Source organism: Mycobacterium adipatum (assembly GCF_001644575.1).
GTDB classification, from domain to species: Bacteria; Actinomycetota; Actinomycetes; order Mycobacteriales; family Mycobacteriaceae; genus Mycobacterium; species Mycobacterium adipatum.
This window is the reverse complement of the sequence record NZ_CP015596.1, coordinates 5651203-5667993: the sequence shown is the minus strand read 5'-3', so window position 1 is coordinate 5667993 and position 16791 is coordinate 5651203. Positions and strand designations below refer to the sequence as shown.

General features: G+C 68.1%; 15 protein-coding genes. 6 read left to right on the top strand and 9 right to left on the bottom strand.

Annotation, left to right across the window (positions count from 1 at the left end):
• The first annotated feature begins 20 nt into the window (after positions 1–20).
• From A7U43_RS27000 to A7U43_RS26985, 4 genes are all read left to right on the top strand, one after another.
• Entirely contained in the window at positions 21–2156 is a 2136-nt protein-coding gene (locus tag A7U43_RS27000) for an MMPL family transporter (protein WP_068001303.1), read from the top strand.
• 75 nt (positions 2157–2231) lie between these two features.
• On the top strand, positions 2232–3299 hold the full coding sequence (locus tag A7U43_RS26995; protein WP_156526042.1) for a type III polyketide synthase: 1068 nt from the start codon (positions 2232–2234) through the stop codon (positions 3297–3299).
• Positions 3300–3303: 4 nt separating this feature from the next.
• Complete coding sequence (locus A7U43_RS26990) at positions 3304–3807, top strand: isoprenylcysteine carboxyl methyltransferase family protein (protein ID WP_068001297.1); 504 nt, start codon at positions 3304–3306, stop codon at positions 3805–3807.
• On the top strand, positions 3804–4838 hold the full coding sequence (locus tag A7U43_RS26985) for an NAD(P)/FAD-dependent oxidoreductase (RefSeq protein WP_068001295.1): 1035 nt from the start codon (positions 3804–3806) through the stop codon (positions 4836–4838). Before A7U43_RS26990 ends, A7U43_RS26985 begins: the two co-directional genes overlap by 4 nt.
• Here the strand turns inward: A7U43_RS26985 and A7U43_RS26980 are convergent.
• Entirely contained in the window at positions 4819–6063 is a 1245-nt protein-coding gene (locus A7U43_RS26980; RefSeq protein WP_068001292.1) for a uracil-xanthine permease family protein, read from the bottom strand. The genes A7U43_RS26985 and A7U43_RS26980 overlap by 20 nt on opposite strands.
• Before the next feature lie 18 nt (positions 6064–6081).
• Between A7U43_RS26980 and A7U43_RS26975 the strand changes: the two genes are divergently transcribed.
• Positions 6082–7782 (top strand): SulP family inorganic anion transporter, encoded by a 1701-nt coding sequence (locus A7U43_RS26975; protein WP_411289545.1) that lies wholly within the window; start codon positions 6082–6084, stop codon positions 7780–7782.
• Between the two features lie 39 nt (positions 7783–7821).
• Here the strand turns inward: A7U43_RS26975 and A7U43_RS26970 are convergent, their stop codons facing one another.
• The 5 genes from A7U43_RS26970 to A7U43_RS29415 are packed head-to-tail and all read right to left on the bottom strand — an operon-like array spanning position 7822 to position 13692.
• Positions 7822–9177, bottom strand: a complete 1356-nt coding sequence (locus A7U43_RS26970; RefSeq protein WP_068001286.1) for an aldehyde dehydrogenase family protein — start codon at positions 9175–9177, stop codon at positions 7822–7824.
• Positions 9178–9185: 8 nt separating this feature from the next.
• Entirely contained in the window at positions 9186–9980 is a 795-nt protein-coding gene (locus tag A7U43_RS26965) for a coniferyl-alcohol dehydrogenase (protein ID WP_068001283.1), read from the bottom strand.
• Positions 9977–11524, bottom strand: a complete 1548-nt coding sequence (locus A7U43_RS26960) for an acyl-CoA synthetase (RefSeq protein ID WP_082902330.1) — start codon at positions 11522–11524, stop codon at positions 9977–9979. Before A7U43_RS26960 ends, A7U43_RS26965 begins: the two co-directional genes overlap by 4 nt.
• 51 nt (positions 11525–11575) lie before the next feature.
• Complete coding sequence (locus tag A7U43_RS26955; RefSeq protein WP_231963479.1) at positions 11576–12364, bottom strand: enoyl-CoA hydratase; 789 nt, start codon at positions 12362–12364, stop codon at positions 11576–11578.
• On the bottom strand, positions 12262–13692 hold the full coding sequence (locus A7U43_RS29415; protein WP_231963745.1) for a cytochrome P450: 1431 nt from the start codon (positions 13690–13692) through the stop codon (positions 12262–12264). The genes A7U43_RS26955 and A7U43_RS29415 overlap by 103 nt, the downstream gene beginning before the upstream one ends.
• A gap of 167 nt (positions 13693–13859) precedes the next feature.
• On the opposite strand from A7U43_RS29415, the gene A7U43_RS26950 reads away from it, so the two are divergent.
• A complete protein-coding gene (locus A7U43_RS26950) occupies positions 13860–14543 on the top strand; it encodes a TetR/AcrR family transcriptional regulator (RefSeq protein WP_068001274.1) in 684 nt (227 codons plus the stop codon).
• Here the strand turns inward: A7U43_RS26950 and A7U43_RS26945 are convergent.
• Genes A7U43_RS26945 through A7U43_RS26935 form a run of 3 tightly spaced genes read right to left on the bottom strand, consistent with a single transcriptional unit; the run spans position 14490 to position 16782 of the window.
• On the bottom strand, positions 14490–15632 hold the full coding sequence (locus A7U43_RS26945) for an APC family permease (protein ID WP_231963743.1): 1143 nt from the start codon (positions 15630–15632) through the stop codon (positions 14490–14492). The genes A7U43_RS26950 and A7U43_RS26945 overlap by 54 nt on opposite strands.
• A gap of 47 nt (positions 15633–15679) precedes the next feature.
• Positions 15680–16516: a bifunctional hydroxymethylpyrimidine kinase/phosphomethylpyrimidine kinase gene (gene thiD, locus A7U43_RS26940; RefSeq protein ID WP_068001269.1), complete on the bottom strand. Its 837-nt coding sequence runs from the start codon at positions 16514–16516 to the stop codon at positions 15680–15682.
• Entirely contained in the window at positions 16513–16782 is a 270-nt protein-coding gene (locus A7U43_RS26935) for a hypothetical protein (RefSeq protein WP_068001266.1), read from the bottom strand. Before A7U43_RS26935 ends, thiD begins: the two co-directional genes overlap by 4 nt.
• Positions 16783–16791: the final 9 nt, after the last annotated feature.

Below are 16791 nucleotides of genomic sequence, written 5' to 3'. Positions count from 1 at the left end.
CCATCGGGCACCATGAGCCGGTGGAAAAACCCGGCGTTTTCGAACGCCTCGCGCGTCTTGCCATCGCCGCGCCCCGACGGATCCTCGTCGTCGCCGCACTGCTCGCGGTCGCGGCGGCGATCTTCGGTGTCCCGGTCACCCAGAAGTTGACCGCCGGCGGATTCCAGGATCCCGGCGCGGAATCCAGCCAGGCGGCCGAACTGCTGACCGGCAGGTTCAACCAGGGTGATATGCAGTTGCTGCTCGTGGTGTCGGACCCGTCGGGCGCCATGAGCCCCGACGCCCGCCGGGTGGGGACCGAGATCGTGTCGGCGCTGCGGGACTCCGAGCAGGTGGCCGAGGTGAGTTCGGCGTGGACCGTGCCGCAACCCGCCGCCGCCGAACTGCTCAGCCGGGACGGCACCGCGGGATTGATCGTCGCCGGTATCACCGGGGGTGAGAAGTACGCCCAGAATCATGCCAAGGAGCTCGTCGACACCCTGGTCCACGACCGGGACGGCGTGCGCGTGCAGGCCGGTGGCCTGGCCATGGTGAACACCCAGATCACCGAGCAGTCACAGCGCGACCTGCTGGTGATGGAGTCGATTGCCATCCCGTTCAGCTTCCTGGTCCTGGTGTGGGTGTTCGGTGGGTTGCTCGCCGCCGCGGTGCCGGTGGTGGTCGGCGTGATGGCGATCCTCGGTTCGCTGGCGGTGCTGCGGCTGATCACGATGGCCGCCGATGTGTCGGTGTTCGCTCTGAATCTCTGCATGGCAATGGGTCTGGCGCTGGCCATCGACTACACGTTGCTGATGATCAGCCGCTACCGCGACGAACTCGCCGACGGAGCGGGCCGCGAGGACGCCCTGGTGCGGATGATGGTGACGGCGGGGCGCACCGTGGTGTTCTCGGCGACGACGGTGGCGTTGCCGATGTCCACGCTGGTGCTGTTTCCGATGTACTTCCTGAAGTCTTTCGCCTACGCCGGGGTGGCCACCGTGGTGTTCGCGGCGATCGCGGCGTTGGTGCTCACCCCGGCGGCCGTCGTGCTGCTCGGCGACCGGATGCGCGGGCCGGCGCGCACACCGCGTCCGGTGGAACAACAGTTCTGGTACCGCTCAACCACATTCGTCTTGCGTCGGGCGGTCCCGATCGGTGTGGCGGTGGTGGTGCTGCTGGTGTTGCTGGGCCTGCCGTTCGCCGGGGTCAAGTGGGGCTTCCCCGATGACCGGGTGTTGCCGGTGACCGCGTCGGCACATCAGGTGGGTGAGCAGCTGCGCCAGGACTTCGCGCACAACTCGGCGACCGATATCGCCGTGGTCATCCCCGACGCGGCCGGGCTGGCGCCCTCCGAGCTGGACCGCTATACGGCCGAATTGTCGGCGGTGGCCGACGTTTCGGGGGTCGCGCCGCCGGTGGAACGTGACGGCAGCATATTCCTGCGGGTGTCCAGTTCTGCACCGTTGTTCTCCGAGGCCTCCTCGGCGCAGCTGGATCGGTTGCACGAGGTGGCCGGCCCGGGGGGCCGGCAGGTGTTACTCGGCGGGGTGGCGCAGACCGACCGCGACAGCGTGCAGGCGATCGCCGCGACGCTGCCATTGGTGCTGGCCCTGATCGCGGCCATCACGTTCTGTTTGCTGTTCCTGCTCACCGGCAGTGTGGTGTTGCCGCTGAAAGCGCTGGTGCTCAACATCTTGTCGCTGACTGCCACTTTCGGCGCGATGGTGTGGATCTTCCAGGACGGGCACCTGGACGCACTGGGCACGACGGCCACCGGCACCCTGGTCGCGAACATCCCGGTGCTGCTGTTCTGTATCGCCTTCGGGTTGTCGATGGATTACGAGGTGTTCCTGCTCGCACGGATCCGCGAATACTGGTTGGCCTCGGATCGCACCTCGGTCGATGTCGGAGAGAGTGTGGCGCTCGGTCTGGCCCGTACCGGTCGCGTGGTTACCGCTGCCGCGCTGGTGATGTCGATCTCGTTCGCCGCACTGATCGCGGCCAATGTGTCGTTCATGCGGATGTTCGGTCTGGGTCTGACCCTGGCGGTGTTGATGGATGCCACGCTGGTGCGCATGGTCCTGGTGCCGGCGTTCATGCAGCTGATGGGCCGGTGGAACTGGTGGGCGCCCGCGCCGCTGGCCCGGCTGCATGACCGGATCGGACTGAATCACTGAAAGTGTGGTCCGAACGGCGTTGAACCAAACGGTGTAGCGCCCCGTAATGACGGTATGGCCACTAATCTCGCCGGAATGCCCACTCACAGCACCATTGCCGGGGTGCACGGGGTGCTGCCCCCGCACCGGTACACCCAGGACGAGATCACCGAAGCGCTGCTCGCGTTGCCCGGATACGACGGTCTCGAAGACGCCGTCCGCGGCCTGCACAAGAGCGCCAAGGTGAACAGCCGCTACCTTGTGCGGCCGCTGGAGGAGTATGCCGCGTTGACCGATTTCGGAGCGGCGAACAATCTGTTCATCGAGCATGCGACCGAACTCGGGTGTGCCGCGCTGGCGGGCGCATTGGATGAAGCGGGGCTGCGGCCCGAAGACGTCGACCTGATCGTGACCACCACGGTGACCGGTGCGGCGGTCCCGTCGCTGGACGCCCGCATCGCCGGGCAACTGGGGCTGCGTGCGGATGTGCGCCGGATCCCGATCTTCGGTCTGGGTTGTGTGGCCGGAGCCGCCGGTATCGCCCGGTTGCACGATTACCTGCGTGGCGCGCCGGACAAGGTCGCGGTGCTGGTGTCGGTGGAACTGTGTTCGCTGACCCGCAAACACCATCCGTCCATGCCGACACTGGTGGCGGGTGCGCTGTTCGGGGACGGCGCCTCGGCGGTGGTGGCGGTCGGCGCGCAGCGGGCCGAGCGGCTGAACCCGGCCGGCCCGGATGTGCTGGACTCGCGCAGCCACCTGTACCCGGATTCGTTGCACGCGATGGGCTGGGACATCGGCACCGACGGCTTCGAAATCGTGCTCAGCGCCGAGGTGCCGTCCTTCGTCGGTCGTTACCTCGGTGACGACGTCACCGAGTTCCTCGATGCACACGACCTCACGGTTCCCGATATCGGCACCTGGGTCAGCCACCCCGGTGGCCCGAAGGTGATCGAGGCCATCATCGACACGCTGTCGCTGCCGGCGGATGCGCTGGACCTCACCTGGCAGTCGCTCGCCGAGATCGGCAACCTGTCCTCCTCGTCGGTGCTGCACGTACTGCGCGACACCATCCGAAAACGGCCGGCCGCCGGAACCCCGGGTGTGCTGATGGCGATGGGCCCGGGTTTCTGTTCCGAACTCGTGCTGTTGCGGTGGCGCTGAACCGATGCGGGGCTATATCGCACTGATCCTGCTGGTCGCCGTGGAGCGGCTGGCCGAACTCGTGGTGTCCAAGCGCAATCTGCAATGGAGTACGGCCCACGGAGGCCGGGAGTTCGGCGCCGGGCACTATCCGGTGATGGTGGCGTTGCACACCGGCCTGCTCGCCGGGGCGGTGTACGAGGCGAGGGCCCGCAGACGGTGGATCTGGCCGGCGTTCTGGGTGGTGCTGGCCGCCCAGGCGTTGCGCTGGTGGTGCATCAGCACCCTCGGCACGCAGTGGAACACCAGGGTGGTCGTGGTGCCGGGCGCCCCGCGCGTTGCGGGCGGGCCGTATCGCTTTGTCCCGCATCCCAATTACCTGGCCGTGATCCTGGAAGGCGCGGCACTGCCGCTGGTCGGCGGCGCCTGGATCACCGCGGCGGTGTTCTCGGTGGCCAACGCGTTGCTGCTGCGCACCCGGATCCGGGTCGAGAACGACGCACTCAAAAGTCTGACGAGTCCATCGTGATCGACCTGCTGGTGGCCGGGGGTGGGCCGGCCGGGCTGGTCACCGCCGCGCACGCCGCGCGGGCGGGGCTGCAGGTCGTCGTCGTCGAGCAGCGGCGCGGGCCGATCGACAAGGCCTGCGGTGAGGGCCTCATGCCGCATTCGCTGGCTCACCTCGACCGCCTCGGTGTGGATCTCGCCGGACACCCGCACCGGAACTTCTACGGCATCCGTTACCTCGACGGCCGCCGCACCGCGGAGGCCCGGTTCGCCGGTGGCCCGGGCCGCGGGGTCCGCCGCACGGTGCTGCACGACGCGCTGTCCAAGGCCGTCGCCGACGCCGGGGTGCAGGTGGTGTCGGGGGAGGTCGGTGCGGTGATCCAGGACCAGACCTGCGTGCGCGCCGCGGGTTTGCGGGCTCGCTACCTGGCCGCGGCGGACGGGCTGCACTCGCCGATCCGCCGGTCGCTGGGACTGGCGGCCGAGGAACCGAAGCGTCGCAGGTGGGGTATCCGGCGCCACGTCCAGATCGCACCGTGGTCGGACTGTGTGGAGGTGCACTGGGGTGCGAGCCCAGCAGCCGGGGAGGCGTATGTGACCCCGGTCGCCGACGACTGCGTGGGCGTCGCGATCCTCACATCGACCCGCGGAGGATTCGAGGAACACCTGCGGCAGTTCCCGGCCCTGCAGGACCGTCTGAACGGTGTGCCGCACGGCCAGGACCGTGCCGCCGGACCGCTGCGGCAGAAGGTCCGGCATCGCGCGGCCGGGCGGGTGCTGCTGGTCGGTGACGCCGCCGGCTACGTGGACGCGTTGACCGGTGAGGGCCTGGGATTGGCGTTCGGCGCAGCCGAAGTGCTGGTGGACTGCGTCGCGACCGACCGTACCGCGGACTACGACCGTCGCTGGCGCGCGCTGACGCGGCGGTACCGACTCCTGACCGCGGGGTTGTTGCACGCCACCGGGATACCCCCGGTGCGGGCGGCTATCACCCCGGCGTCCGCGGCGCTGCCCACGGTGTTCACCCGGGTGGTCAACGCGCTCGGCGAATAGCGCCCAGTCCGGTCATCCCGTGGTAGACGACCAGTGCGGCGATGGCGCCCAGCGAGATACCGGTGAACGTCAACGACCCTGCCTGCCAGGTGAAGTCGGCGATCCCGATGATCAACGGGATGGCGGCCGTCATCTGGTTGACCGGCTTGGAGAAGTCCACCTGATTGGTCAGCCAGATCCGGATGCCGAGCACCCCGACCAGGCCGTAGAGCACGATGGTGGCTCCGCCGAGCACGCCGGGCGGAATCGCCGAGATCGTCGCACCCACCTTGGGGCACAACGACAATGCGATGGACACCACGGCGGCCACCCAGTAGGCGGCAGTCGAGTAGATGCGGGTGGCGGCCATCACGCCGATGTTCTCGGCGTAGGTGGTGGTGGCCGAACCTCCGCCGGCACCGGCAAGTACGGTGGCCACCCCGTCGGCGGCCAGCGCCCTGCCCATCAACGGGTCCAGGTCGGTGCCGGTCATCTGACCCACCGATTTCACGTGCCCGATGTTCTCCGCGACCAGCGCGATCACCGCCGGTAGGAACAACGGCAGTACGGCAAGGCTGAACGTCGGCGTCTGGAATTCGGGCAGCCCGATCCAGGCCGCGCCGGCGATCGCGGCGGTGTCCACCTCGCCCAGCGCCAGCGCCAACAGATAGCCGATGACCACCGCCAGGAATATCGCCAGCCGGCCGACCAGGCCCTTGAAGAACGCCAGCGCCCCGACCAGCAGCACCAGCGTCACCATCCCGACCAGCGGGCCCTGTTCGAAGTTGGTCTTGGCCGCCGGGGCCAGGTTGAACCCGATCAGCGCGACGATCGCGCCGGTCACCACCGGTGGCAGGACCAGATCCAGCCAGCGGGTGCCGATCAGGTGCACGACCCCGCCGATGAGGATGAGGAGCAGCCCCACGGCGATCAGGCCACCCAGCGCGCTGCCGGTGCCCTGTGCGGTCACCGCCGCGGTGACCGGTGCGATGACCGCGAAGCTCGAACCCAGGTAACTCGGCAGCCGGTTCCCGGTGATCAGCAGGAACGCAATCGTGCCGACCCCGGAGAACAGCAGGGTGGTGGCGGGCGGAAATCCGGTGAGCACCGGCACCAGGAACGTCGCACCGAACATCGCGACCACGTGCTGGGCGCCGATGCCCAGGGTGCGCGGCCAACTCAACCGTTCGTCGGGTGCGACGACATCGGCATCGGGCCCGACATAATTCCAACCAAATCGTGTCACGAGTGTTGACTACACACCATGAGGGATCGTCGCGCAGCACAACTGGTGATGGCTTGGCTGCCCGGCGCGGCCGACCTTCGGCACTACCGGCGCGCCTGGTTGCGCGGTGACGTGATCGCCGGCCTGACCGTGGCGGCCTACCTGATACCGCAGGTGATGGCGTATGCGACATTGGCCGGCCTGCCTCCGGTCGCCGGGCTGTGGGCGGCGCTGGTTCCGATGGCCGTCTACGCGATTGTGGGTTCCTCCAGCCAGCTGTCGGTCGGACCGGAGTCGACGACAGCGCTGATGACGGCCGCGGCGCTGGCCCCGCTGGCCATCGGCGACCCCACCCGATACGCCGCGCTGGCGGCGGCGCTGGCCATTCTCGTCGGCATCGTCTGCCTGCTGGCCGCGCTGTGCAGACTGGGATTTCTGGCCGAGATGTTGTCGCGCCCGGTCCTGATCGGCTACATGACCGGGGTGGCCGTGCTCATGATCGGCAGTCAACTCGGCAAGGTCACCGGTATCGACGTCGACGGCGACCAATTCGTGCCGCAGATAACGTCTTTCGCAGCCCACATCGGTGAGACCAACTGGCCCACTTTGGCGATGTCGGTGTCGGTGTTGGCCCTGCTGCTGGCGTTGTTCCGGTTCTTCCCATCCTCGCCCGGTGCTCTGGTGGCGGTGCTGGCGGCCACCGCCGCCGTCTGGCTCCTGGACCTCCAGCGGTACGGGATCACGGTGATCGGCGAGATCCCGGCCGGATTCGCCACGCTCGGCGTGCCGGCGGTGTCGGCGGCCGATCTGCTCAGCCTGGGCGTGGCCGCGCTGGGCATCTCGGTGGTCGCCTTCTCCGACAACGTGTTGACCGCGCGCACCTTCGGCTCGCGCAAGAACGAGACCATCGACCCCAACGCCGAACTGCGTGCCCTGGGAGTCTGCAATCTGGCAACCGGTGTCACGCAGGGCTTTCCGGTCAGCTCGAGCGGAAGCCGGACCGCTCTCGGGGACGCCGCCGGTAGCCGCACCCAGCTGTACTCCCTGGTCATGCTGGCCGTCGTCGTCGCGGTGCTGGTGCTGGGCGGCGATCTGCTGGCGGGTTTCCCCACCGCGGCGCTGGGTGCGCTGGTGGTCTACGCCGCGCTGCGACTGATCGATATCGACGCGTTCCGGCGGCTGGCTCGATTCCGTCGCAGCGAACTGGTCCTGGCGATCGCGACCACGGTGGCCGTCCTCGGGATCGGCATGCTCTACGGCGTCCTGGTCGCCATCGCACTGTCCGCGCTGGACACCCTGCGGCGCATCGCGCGGCCACACGACGGGGTGCTCGGCTACGTGCCCGGCCTGTCCGGAATGCACGATATCGACGACTACCCGCAGGCCGAAGAGGTGCCCGGACTGGTGGTGTACCGCTACGACGCACCGCTGTTCTTCGCCAACGCCGAGAACTTCCGGCTGCGCGCCATGGCGGCGGTCGAGCAGGCACGGTATCGGGTCGAATGGTTCGTCTACAACGCCGAGGCCAACGTGGACCCGGACCTGACCGCGATCGACGCCCTCGAGCAGCTGCGAATCGATCTCACCCGGCGCGGCATCGTCTTTGCCATGGCGCGCGTCAAGCAGGACCTCCTCGACGATCTGGTGGCCTCGGGGTTCTACGACGAGCTGGGCCCGAACCGGATCTTCCCCACGCTGCCTACCGCGGTGCAGGCGTTCCGGGACCGCGCGAACCGATGACGTGGCGCACCGTGCGGGCGCCGATCCCCGGGCGGACTGTTACTGCAGCAGACGAATGATCCTCCGGGACAGCGCGGTGTAGGGGGGATAGACCAGCCGGGGATCGGGGCGAGTGGACTTGGTCAGCACCGCACGCCGGTGCGACAGCGCCTCGAATCCCCACCAGCCGTGATAGGCACCCATGCCGCTGGGGCCGATACCGCCGAAGGGCAGCTGCGGCACCAGGCAGTGCATGATCGCGTGATTGACCACCGCGCCACCGGATTCGGTCCGATTGATCACGTCCTCGGCACGCTCCGGTGTCTCGGTGAACACGTAGAGGGCCAGCGGCCGCGGCCGGTGCCGGACGAAGCCGACGGCCTCGGCGACCGAGTCGACGGTGATGATCGGCAGGATGGGACCGAAGATCTCGTCGGACATCACCGCATCGCTCGGTCCGGGATCGAGGATCACGGTCGGTTCGATCCGCAGGGACGCCGGATCGGACCGGCCGCCGGCGACCACCTCGCCGCTGGTGCCGGCGATCAACGCCGTCAACCGATCGAACTGGCGCTGGTTGACGATGGGCAGGTCGGGTGTGGTGCTGAACTCGGCGATGGTGGCGCACAGCGCGGTGACCAACTCGGCGGCGACGGCTCGCTCCACCAGCACGTAATCGGGCGCGATGCAGGTCTGTCCCGAGTTCACCAGCTTCGTGTGCGCCAGCCGGCGGGCCGTCACCGCGATGTCTGCGTCGGCGGCCACGATGGCCGGGCTCTTGCCGCCCAGCTCCAGGGTGACCGGTGTCAGGGTCGGCGCGGCGGCGGCCATGATCTTTCGCCCGACCTCGGTGCCGCCGGTGAACAGCACGTGATCGAATCCCTGTGCCAGCAGATCCTGGGTCACCTGGGCATCACCCTCGACGACGGTGATCGCCTCGGTATCCAGATAGCGCGGCACCAGCCGGGCGATCAGCGCCGAGGTGGCCGGGGCGAGTTCCGATGGCTTGATCACCACGGTGTTGCCCGCCGCGACTGCCGACACCACCGGCGCCATCGCCAGGTAGAACGGGTAGTTCCACGGACCGATCACCAGGACCGCGCCCTTGGGGTCGTACTGGATCCAGGCGCGAGCCGGCTGCTGGCTGACCGGCACCGATACCCGTCGCCTGCGCATCCACTTGCGGATTCTCTTGCGCGCGAACGCTGCTTCGGCCTTGGTGGGCTGCACGTCACCCATCCACGCCTCCATGGCCGGGCGGCCGAGGTCGGAGAGCAGAGCGGCCGCGATGGCCTGTTCCTGTTCGTCGCACATGCGCTCGATGGCACGCAACTGTGCGATGCGCCATGCGGCGGGGCGGGTGCGTCCGGTGTCGAAGACGGTGCGCGCGTGCGGGGTTCGGGTCTGAGGGTTCATCGTGTGTCCTAGCGCATTTCCGGTGCGGGGATGACGCCGGCGGCCACCGCCGCCATGCCGCCACCGTCAACGGCCAGTGTCTGGCCGTTGACCCAGCCGGCGTCCGTGGAGATCAGATAGGCGACGGCGCCGGCGATGTCCTCGGGGGTGGCATGCCGGCCGAGCAGCGCCTTGGCGCCGTCGAGGGTGTCCTTGCCCATCGTCTCCTCGAAGTCGGCCAGGATCGGGGTTTCCACCGGGCCGGGCAGGACGGCGTTGATCCGCAGCCCGCGTTGCGCGAATTCCAGTGCCTTGGCCATCGTGTAGACCGTGGCGACCTCCTTGGAGAAGTTGTAGGCGTTGCCGGCCTGCGGGTTGTCGGCGAACCAGCGTGCGCCCTCGGCATACCCGTCGGTGGCCAGTAACGCCTGGATGGCGGGCATCCTTGCCGGCCAACCGAATCCGGCGATCGAGGACACCACGACCACGGAGCCGCCGTCGCGCAGCCGGCCGATCAGGGCCTCGGTGAGGTGGCGCACCGCCAGCACGTTCACCGCGATCACCGTGGCCGCGGGTGCGGTCCCGGGTACGCCCGCGACGTTGATCAGCGCGTCGAACGTGCCGTCGAGCCGGTTCACCCCCGCGTCGATGCTCTGCGGGTCCGCCAGATCGACCGCGATATGGTGCTTGACCGACACCGACGGGGTGTTGCGGTCCAAGCTGATCACCTCCGCGCCCGCGGTGACCAGTCGCTCGGCGACCGCGTGCCCGATGCCGGATGCGGCGCCGGTGACGATGTAGCGCTTGGTGGATGTGGCGGTCATGCCTGGCTCCTCGTGGTGTCGATGTAGCGGGCTTTGAGCGTGCCCTTGACCAGTTTTCCGGTGGGTGTACGTGGTAGCGCGTCGACGAAGTCGACGGTGCGGGGGGCCTTGTAGTGGGCGACGCGGTCACGGACGTAGTCGATGAGGTCGGCGGCGAGGTCATCCCCGGCGGTGAACCCGGGGCGCAGCGCGACGACGGCCTTGACCTGTTCACCCATGACCGGATCGGGGACGCCGATCACCGCCACGTCGAACACCGCGGGGTGCAGGGTCAACACGTTCTCGGTCTCCTGGGGATAGATGTTCACCCCGCCGGAGATGATCATGAACGACTTGCGATCGGTCAGGAACAGGTAGCCGTCTTCGTCGAGGTAGCCGAGATCCCCAACGGTGGTCCAGTTTTCGTAATGGGGATGCTGGGCCTCGCGGGTCTTGGCCGCATCGTTGTGGTACACGAAGGGCATGGCGTCACGCTCGAAGTAGACGGTGCCGACCTCGCCGGCCGGGAGTTCGGCACCCGCGTCATCGCAGATGTGGATGGTACCCAGCACCGCACGTCCCACCGACCCGCGTTTGGTGCGCCACTGCGCGGAGTTCATCATCGTCATCCCGTGTGCCTCGGTGGCGCTGTAGTACTCCACCAGGATCGGTCCCCACCAGTCGAGCATGGCGTCCTTGACCTCCGGTGGGCAGGGGGCGCCGGCGTGGACGACGGTGCGCAGCGAGGACAGGTCATACCGCGATCGGATGTCTTGGGGCAGTTGCAACAGTCTGACGAACATCGTCGGGACCATCTGCGTCATGGTGACGCGGTGGGTCTCGATGGCCGCCAATGTCTGCTCGGCGTCGAACTTTTCCATCAGGATCACGGTCGCGCCGAGCGCCTGCATGCCGGCGCAGTACTTCAGCGGCGCGGCGTGGTAGATCGGTGCGGGGGAGAGGTAGACGGCGTCCGGTCCGATGTCGAAGGCGTTCTGCAGTACCGCCAGAACCGGGTCCCCCGGCTCGTCGACCTGGATGGGCAGCAGGTGCGGTTTGATGCCCTTGGGGCGGCCGGTGGTTCCCGACGAATACAACATGTCCGCACCGCGCGGTTGGTCGGTGAGCGGGGGAACCACCGCGTCGAGCAGTTCGCGGTAGGGACGGTATCCGTCGATATCGGCGCCGAAGGCGTAGCGCGCCACGTCGGCCGGTATCTCGTCGAGCACCTGGCGACCGAGATCGGCCAGTGCACCCGAGACGAAGAATGCCTGCGCTCCGCTGTCGGTGACGATGTAACCCGCTTCCGGCGCGCTCAGGTGGTGGTTGACCGCCGTCACGTACAGACCGGAACGCATTGCGGCCCAGTAGATGACGAAGACCTCGGCGGTGTTGTCGGCCAAGATGGCGATGGCGTCACCGCGGCGCAGGCCGGCGGCGTGCAGCGCAGCGGCGACCTGTGCCGAGCGGGTGTCCAGGTCGCCGTAGGTCAGGGTGTCACCGCTGCCGGCCATGATGACCGCCGGGCGCTGCGGATCAGCGGCGGCGTGAGTTCCGGGAAACACTTATCTCCTTGAGGCGCAACGTGGCGATGACTGAGGTTCGCCAGGGGTGGGTCACCAGCGACGGGCGATCTCGCGCTGGCGGGTCAGGAAAGACGTGTCGATGATGTGACCACCGACGATCCTGTTGTGCGTGTGGCAAAGCTGATGCGCGGCAAAGGATGTCTGCATGGCATTGACGCGCCCCTGGTTGTCCTGGGCGGTGTTCACCGACTCCTTGGCCAACTTCAGCGCGAACATCGGTTGTTCGGCAATCCGTCGGGCCAGGGTGAGGGTGAACTCGCTGAGCTCATCGTTGGGGACGACATGGTTGACCATGCCGAGCCGGTGGGCGTCGGCGGCGCTGACAGCATCGGAGGTGAACAACATCTCCTTGGCCTTGCGGACACCCAGTTCCCATGGGTGGTTGAAGAATTCCGCTCCGGCGATGCCCATGGCCACCGTGTTGTCGGCGAAGACGGCGTCCTCGGCCGCGATGACGATATCGCACGGCCACACCAGCATCAGCCCGCCGGCGACCACCTTGCCCTGGACCTCGGCGATGGTGGGCTTGGGAATATTGCGCCACCGCTCCGAAAAGCCGAGATAGATCTCCTTCTCGCGTGCCATGTAACCCTCGGCGCCATCGCATCCGAAGCCACACCAGGTACCCACCGTGGTACGTCCGTCCATCGCGCCGTCGAGATCCTCGCGCATATCGTGACCGGAGGAGAAATGCGGGCCGTCGGCCGCCAGGATGATCACCTTGACCTCGTCGTCGCGGGCGGCTCGGTCGAACGCAGCGTTGAGCGCATAGAGCAGGTCGGTGTCTTGCGCGTTGCGGGTATCGGGGCGGGCCAGCACGATCCTGGCGATCCGCGGATCGGGTTGTTCGTATCTAATGCCTTTGCCAGACAATGGAGTTCCCCTCGAAAGTGACACGGCATGGCGGCCACGCCGTGGATGAAGTTGCCGCCGAGGAAAGTCGGCTCCTCGGCCTGGATGTCGGGCAGGGTGCTCATAAGTTGCCCGAACAAGGCACGCAGCTGCGCCCGGGCGAGGTTGGCGCCCAGGCAGTAGTGTGCGCCACCGCCGCCGAATGCGATGTGCGGGTTGGGGTGCCGCGCCAGGTCGAATACGCCGGGATTGTCGAAGACCGTCTCGTCCCGATTGCCCGAGGAGTACATCATCACGACCTTGTCGCCCGCGGCGATCTGTTGTCCCGCCAGCTCGTAGTCGCGCGCGGCGATTCTGCTGAAGGTCATCACCGGTGTGGACCAGCGGACGAACTCCTCGATCGCGCTGCCGATCCGTGCATCGAAATCGGCAGTGAGCCAAGCACTTTGGTCGGGAAACTCGGTGAGAGCGCGCATGGTCAGGCTGGTGGTCTGGCGGGTCGTGTCATTGCCGGCGACGGCCATCAGAATCATGAACGCCCCGATTTCGGCGTCGGTCAGGCGTTCGCCGTTGACCTCGGCCTGGACCAGGTTGGTCATGATGTCGTCCTGAGGAGATCGCCGCCGGTCCTGAGCCATTTTCACGGCGATGGCATGCAGGAACATCTGGTTGCTCACCATGACCTCAAGGGGATTCCGATCGCCGAGGAACGTCGGGTCGGTGACCGAGACCATCGCGTCGGCGGCGTCGCGAACCGCGTCGCGCTGTGAGTCGGGAACGCCCATCATGTCCGAGATCGTCACCAGCGGAAGCTTGACGGCGCAGGTGCGCACGAAGTCGCTGCCGCTGCCCGATTCGGCGAGTTCGCGCACGATCCGGATGGCGTTGGCCTCGATGCTGTCGATGAGTCGGTTCACCGCGCGCGGGGTGAAGGCCGCCCGCACCAGACCGCGGATCTTGGCGTGCTTCTGCCCGTCCATGCCCAGAAACGAGAAGCTGGCCTCGATGAGGTCCTCAGGCACCGGTTCCATGTGCACACCCCTGCTGGAGATGAACACCTCGCTGTTGCGGCTCACCTCGGTGATATCGGCATGCCGGACCACCGCCCAGTACCCCGGCTCCGGCGGCAGCGGCATCAGGCTCGACTCGACCGGGCGCTGCCAGGACACGGGACGCCGGCGGCGCAGTTCGGCGAAGGTTGTCTCGCGTTCCGGGGCGGTCTGCGACCAGAACTCGCGAGCCGAGACGTCGAGCCCGTCGAAGTCCGGCTTGCCGGGGACGGTGACGGTGGAGATGGGCACGGTGATTCCTCACGGTCGACGCTGTCACGGAGGCCGTCGATCGTGATCGGCGCCACAGCCGACGGTGCTGAGGACGGTAGGCCGGACCTTGACGATATGTCAAGACGCATTGTCTAAGACATACTGTCTCGTGCGGGGTGCGGGCCTGTTAAGCTGCACCGATGACGTCGGCAGAGCGCCTCCGCCAAGAACGCCGGGTCGAATTCCGGCGGCGTCTACTGGAGGCCACCGAGGAGTTGTTGCGGGGCGGTGCCTCGTTCACCGAGCTGGGGGTCGAACGGCTCGCGGTGGCTGCGGGCAGCTCGCGCCCGACGTTCTACGTGTACTTCAAGGGCAAGACCGAGCTGCTCGCGGAGTTCGCCGAGCAGGTCCTTGCCGATGTGGCCGGAGCGCTCGGTCGGTTGTGGCAGCAGGGAGCCGCTCCGATCGATGCACTGCAGATGCTGGACGCGGTGCGTGACGTGATCGCCGCCTTCCGTCGGCACCAGCTCGTGCTGGCCGCCATCGCGGAGGTGGCCGGCTATACCGCCGAGATCGACGAGGCTTTCCGTGGCCAGATCGAGCGCAACGCGGAGTACACGCGTGAGTTCCTGGAGCGAGAACAGGCGCAGGGCCGGGTGCGTGATATCGACCTGGAGCAGACCGCTCGCGTGATCACCTGGATGGTCGAGCGGTGCTGCGCGCAGATGTTGCGTGAGCCCCCGGGGGCCGCAGATGACAGGCTGGCCATCGCGTTGACCGAAATGATCTGGGCTGCGGTGTATCTCGAAGATGCCGGGATTCGGCACCGTTCATCGGAACAGGTATCTGATCGCCCCGAGTGCCACCACCGCGGCGCCCCATGACACCGAGCTCACGGGCAGCGTGAACGCCAGTAGCAGACACCCGGCCAGCCCCAGCGCCGGGATGATCCGGCGTCGCGGCGCCAGCGTCCAGGCGCTGGCATTGGCGATCGCGTAGTACACCAGGACCGCAAACGACGAGAAGCCGATGGCACCACGGATATCCACGAACGCGGCCAGTGTGGCGACGATGATCCCGACCGCCACCTCGGCGCGATGGGGGCTGCCGAACCGCGGATGCACGGCAGCCAGCGCGGCGGGCAGGTGCCGGTCCCGGGCCATCGCCAGGGTGGTGCGCGAGACCCCGAGAATCAGCGCCAGCAGTGAACCCAGCGCGGCCACCGACGCCCCCACGCGAACCACCGGAGCCAGTTCCGGATGGCCGGCCGCCGTCACGGCATCGGCCAGCGGCGCGGTCGCCGTGGCCAATCCGGTGCCGCCGAGCACCGAGAGCACCGCGACCGCCACCACCGCGTAGACCACCAGGGTGATCCCGAGCGCGATGGGAATCGCGCGCACGATGGTGCGGGCCGGGTCGCGGACCTCCTCGCCCAGGGTGGCGATGCGCGCGTAGCCGGCGAACGCGAAGAACAACAGGCCGGCGGCCTGCAACACACCCCATGCGTCGGCGTCTGCGCCGATGCTGAGCCGGTCCGCCTCGCCCGCGCCGGCGAGGGTCACCACCACGGCGGCCAATACGCCCAGCACGGTCGCGACGATGATCCTGGTGAGCAGCGCCGACTTCTGCACGCCCGCATAGTTGACGGCGGTCAACGCCAGCACCGCGCCGACCGCAACCCCGTGGGCGTACTGCGGCCAGACGTAGGCGCCGACGGTGAGTGCCATCGCCGCGCAGGAGGCGGTCTTGCCGACGATGAAACTCCAGCCGGCGGTGTACCCCCAGAAGTCGCCGAGTCGTTCCCGGCCGTAGACGTAGGTGCCACCGGACTGCGGGTACAGCGCCGCCAGCCGCGCCGAGGACGTCGCATTGCAGTACGCCACCACCGCTGCCAGTGCCAGGCCGATGAGCAGGCCCGAACCCGCCGCGGCCGCCGCCGGGCCGAGGGCCGCGAAGATGCCGGCGCCGATCATCGAGCCCAACCCGATCACCACGGCATCGAAGACGCCCAGCGTGCGCTTCACAGCAGCCGGGCCATCCCATTCACCGGTCCGTGGCCCCGTCCTATCGGGTAGGCGGCCCGGATGCATTCGGTGACCCAGGATTTGGCGAAGCTCACCGCGGCGGGCACCGGATGGCCGTGCGCCAGCGCGGCGGCGATGGCCGCGGCGAGCGTGTCACCGGCGCCGTGATCGTGGGGGGTGCCGATGCGGGCCGCGGCGAACTGGTGGAACTCCGAGCCGTCGAAGAGCAGATCGGTGCTGACCGCAGAGGTGCGCAGATGGCCGCCCTTGACCAGCGCCCAGCGCGGTCCCAGTGCGTGCAGGGCGCGGGCGGCGTCCCGCTGACTGCGGTCGTCGACGACGTCGATGCCGACCAGCAGGCGCACCTCGTCGAGGTTCGGCGTGACCAACGTCGCCAGCGGGATCAGCGCATTGCGCATGCTGTCGAGTGCGCTCGGATGTAGCAGTGGCTCACCGACATTGGAGGCGCACACCGGATCCACCACGAGCGGGACACTACCGACCAGTTGTTCCGCTCGCCAGGTGGCGACGATCGTCTCGATGATGCCGGTGGAGGCCAACATGCCGGTCTTGGCCGCCTCGATACCGATATCGGAGGCCACTGCGCTGATCTGCCTGGCCACCACGTCGACGGGGATCTCGTGGAACGCCTTGACGCCCAATGAGTTCTGTACGGTGACGGCCGTCACCGCGGCGCAGCCGTGCACGCCGAGCATGGCAAAGGTCCGCATATCGGCCTGCAGTCCGGCGGCACCGCCGGAGTCCGATCCGGCGATCGTCAGGATGCGTCGGGGCGTGCGGCCCGGTGCCGCGAGCGCGAGGGTGTCGATCAGCGGTTTCTCGCGGCGTTGACGCCCAGATAGGCGCCGTAGCCCAGGGCGCCGAGGACCGCCAGCTTGCGGGTCTGCGGGAAAAGCAGGCCGGCGCCGAGGGCGGTCTCGATGGTGCCGTTGGTCTTGATGTGGCGGGCGGTGTCGCGGGGGAAGGCGGGTTTGGTGATCGGTTCGAACACCTGCGGGGCGACGAAATGCGCCAGGCCGGCACCGACCAGCGACAGGCCGGCCAGGGTGGCGCCCCTCGAACTCTTCTTCTCGGCCAAGGCAATCCC